Origin of the sequence: Kitasatospora sp. NPDC059571 (assembly GCF_042735675.1) — a bacterium.
Classification (GTDB): Bacteria; Actinomycetota; Actinomycetes; order Streptomycetales; family Streptomycetaceae; genus Kitasatospora.
The window spans coordinates 1-3,327 of sequence record NZ_JBHWBW010000660.1; the positions used below are offsets into that span (position 1 = coordinate 1).

At 69.0% G+C, this 3,327-nt stretch carries 3 protein-coding genes; 2 read left to right on the top strand and 1 reads right to left on the bottom strand.

Annotated features, from left to right (window positions below):
• Window positions 1-32: 32 nt before the first annotated feature.
• Window positions 33-968: a DNA-3-methyladenine glycosylase family protein gene (locus ACFV0G_RS37425; protein WP_380557696.1), complete on the bottom strand. Its 936-nt coding sequence runs from the start codon at window positions 966-968 to the stop codon at window positions 33-35.
• A 322-nt stretch (window positions 969-1,290) separates the two neighbouring features.
• Between ACFV0G_RS37425 and ACFV0G_RS37430 the strand changes: the two genes are divergently transcribed.
• Both ACFV0G_RS37430 and ACFV0G_RS37435 read left to right on the top strand, forming a co-directional pair.
• Window positions 1,291-2,790 carry a coproporphyrinogen-III oxidase family protein gene (locus ACFV0G_RS37430; protein WP_380557699.1) on the top strand — a complete coding sequence of 500 codons (1,500 nt, stop codon included), beginning with the start codon at window positions 1,291-1,293 and terminating at the stop codon, window positions 2,788-2,790.
• Window positions 2,783-3,220 carry an SRPBCC family protein gene (locus ACFV0G_RS37435; RefSeq protein WP_380557702.1) on the top strand — a complete coding sequence of 146 codons (438 nt, stop codon included), beginning with the start codon at window positions 2,783-2,785 and terminating at the stop codon, window positions 3,218-3,220. The genes ACFV0G_RS37430 and ACFV0G_RS37435 overlap by 8 nt, the downstream gene beginning before the upstream one ends.
• Window positions 3,221-3,327: the final 107 nt, after the last annotated feature.

A 3,327-nucleotide genomic window follows, 5' to 3' on the forward strand; every position in this document is an offset into this window, starting at 1 on the left:
CGCTCGGGACGGGCACCGCGGCGCCGCCGTGTTCAGCCGGAGACCCGCAGGTAGTGGCCCCAGTAGCCGCGCAGGTCGCCGTACCGGTCGGCCAGCGCGGCGAGGTCGTCCTCGCCGACCGCCCGGCCGTACACCCGGGCGGCCGCCCGGAGCATCTCCTTGTCGGTGGTGAGGAACTCCATCCGGCCGAGGCCGCGGATCAGCACGAACGAGGACGACCAGGGCCCGATGCCGGGGATCTTCAGCAGCCGCTCCTGCACCTCCTGGTACGGGGCGGTCCGCAGGAAGCCCTCGTCCATCTGCTGCCAGTGCCGCACCAGGGCGTACAGGTAGCCGGACTTGCGCTGGTTGCCGACCAGGGCGTGCAGCTCCTGCTCGGTGTACGGCAGCAGCTGGTCGGCCTCGGGGAAGGCCCAGTGCTCGGCGCCGTCCAGCACGACCCGGTTGCCGGCGGCCCGCACCAGCGACTGCTTCATCGAGCGGGCCACCGGCAGCGGCACCCGCTGGGCCAGGATCGCCCAGCAGAGCATCTCGAACGGCGATGGGAACTTGACCTGGTGGTAGCCGTGCAGGCGCTCCAGCACCGGGCGGAACGGCTCGTCGCCGGCGGCCAGCGCGTAGAAGGCGGCCAGGTCGTCGTCCAGGCCCAGCGAGAAGGACAGCCGGTCCGCGACGGCGGCGGTCTCCTTCTCCTCCAGCGGCCGGTCGGCGAAGAGTTCGCAGCGCAGACCGGGCCCGTCCGCCGGGTCGGCGGCGGCCAGCCGGGCGCCGACCAGCCGGCCGCCCTCCCGCACCGCCCGGGTGATGGTGCGCCCCGCCACGCCGTGCTCGCCGGTCATGGTCGGGAAGGACGTCAGGAAGGCCAGCGAGCGGTCGAAGTCGAACGGCGGCTTCGCGGGCAGGTGGACGACGGTCGCAACCCCGTCCGAGGCCAGGTCCGGCCCGGGCGGGGGCTGAAGGTCGGTCATGTGGGTCCTTCCGATCGACGGGATGGCCCGAGCTGGTCGAGCGTCGCTGCGTCAAGTCTGAAGAGGCGCGCTCGAGCCGCAGTCGAGCGGCGTGCGAGCGGATCCGCGCCGGGGCGCGACGGCTTCTCGACCGCGATTCGAGGTCCCTGGCCGACAGTATCCGTGCGGCGCCCCGCCGCGCCTCCGAAAGGCCGATGCAGCCCAGGGCTTGACCCGAAAGAGCCCGGGCGCCGGCGAATTCCGCGGAGCCGCGCACCGTCCCCGTGGCCGCCGGCCCCCAGACGCTGAGAAGTCCGTCGTTCACACCCGAGGAGTCCTTCACATGACCGCCCTGGAAAGCGTCGACGCCGACAGCGCGAAGTTCGGCGACCCGTACCCGAACAAGTGCTACCTGCCGTTCATCCTCTACCCCCCGGGCATGCACCGGATCCCGGAGAGCGGCAAGGAGTGGCTGGAGAGCCACGTCGACCTCCAGCAGCAGGGTGACGACTTCACCCTCTACATAGGCATCCCGTTCTGCCGCACCCGGTGCAAGTCGTGCCCGTACTTCGCGAGCCTGCTGTCCGAGAACGACAGCCGCGGCCGCGAGGAGCTCTACGTCGAGGCGCTGGTCAAGGACCTGCAGCGCTGGGCGTCGTACCCGAAGTTCGCGACCGGTCTGCTGCGCAACGTCTACATCGGCGGCGGCACCGGCTCGATCCTCAAGACCCGCAACCTCAAGCGGATCGTCGACACCGTCACCGACCTCTTCCGGCTGGCCGACGACGCCGAGTTCACCCTCGAGGGCAATGCGCGCGACTACGACGAGGAGAAGATCGAGTACGTCGTGAGCTCGCGGATCAACCGCCTGAGCCTCGGCGTGCAGTCCTTCCAGCCGGAGATCCTCGGCGTCATCGGCTCGCCGCACGCGGCCGAGGACAGCGCCCGGGTCATCAAGGAGTTCCAGTCCCGCGGCCTGAAGAACATCCAGCTCGACCTGATGTACAACATGCCCGGGCACACCCTGGACATCTGGAAGCGCGACCTGGAGACCCTGTCGGGCCTGGACGTCCCGCACTTCACGATCTACCTGTACCGGATCCACAAGGAGACGATCCAGGCCAAGCTGATCAACAAGGGCAAGCTCGACAAGCCGAAGGACCCCGAGGGCCCGATGGTGAAGGCGATGTACCGGGAAGCCCTGGAGATCGCCGAGGCGGCCGGCTACAAGATGTACATGGTCGACCACTTCTGCAAGGAGGGGTACGAGAACCAGTACAACTACTGGAACTGGAAGGTCTACGTCGACACCCTCGCGGTCGGCCCCGGTTCGTACTCCTACTTCGACGGCTACCGCTTCGGCACCGAGACGGACGTCGAGAAGTACGTCGAGACCTCGAACAACGGCGACTTCCTGATCAGCACCATCACCGACGAGCTGTCCCCGCGCGTGCAGCGCGAGCGCTACGTCATCTTCGCCCTGCTGTACTACGAGATCGAGTACTCGTTCTACCGCAGCAAGTTCGGCACCGAATTCCGCGAGGACTTCGCGGACGAGATCGACCGGCTGCTGCGCAAGGGCCTCATCGAGGTCGACGACGAGAAGATGAAGCTGACCAAGCTCGGCCTCATCTGGCACACCAACGTCATCCTCGAGTTCTTCAACCCCGCGTTCTGGGGCGACACCGACTCGCTGACCGAGCCCAACTGGTCGCTCAACGGGGTCATGGTCGAGGTGGGCGCGCACCCGCGGTCCCACTGGCTCGGGGAGAAGAACGAGACCTTCTTCCCGTCCCCGGACGCACCCGCCATCGCAACGCAGGAGATCGCGCACTATGCCTGACTCGCAGAGGTTCATCGCCGCCGCCACCGTCACCGTCGACGCCAAGGCCCATGACATCTGGGCGGTCTGGGTGGACGTCAACGGCTGGAAGGGCTGGGACGCCGGCATCGAGAGCAGCCGTCTGAACGGCAACTTCAAGGAGGGCAACACCTTCACCCTCAAGCCGCAGGGCGCCGACCCGCTGGAGGTGACCATCAAGACGGTCACCCAGGGCGAGGAGTTCTCGGACGAGACCGTGCTGCCCTTCGGCACCATCCGCAACTTCCACCGGATGGAGCAGGTCGACGGCCGCGTCAAGATCACCCACGAGGTCGAGGCGACCATCGAGGGCGACGCCGTGGGCTTCTTCGGCAAGGAGGTCTGGCCGCACATGCAGTCCGGCGTCGCCGAGTCGCTGGGCAACATCGCCGACATCGTCGGCAACGACTGACCGGCCGTCACCCGGCCGTGCGGAGTGGGGCCCCCCCCCCCGGCGCGCGGGGCCCCCCCGGCGGGGGAGCCCCCCCCCGGGCGGGGGGGCCGGGGGCCCCCCCCCCC

What these genes read in the sequence shown, in the direction of transcription:
- ACFV0G_RS37425 (WP_380557696.1), bottom strand. Translation starts at nt 968, where the DNA reads ATGACCGACCTTCAGCCCCCGCCCGGGCCGGACCTGGCCTCGGACGGG.
- ACFV0G_RS37430 (WP_380557699.1), top strand. Translation starts at nt 1,291, where the DNA reads ATGACCGCCCTGGAAAGCGTCGACGCCGACAGCGCGAAGTTCGGCGAC.
- ACFV0G_RS37435 (WP_380557702.1), top strand. Translation starts at nt 2,783, where the DNA reads ATGCCTGACTCGCAGAGGTTCATCGCCGCCGCCACCGTCACCGTCGAC.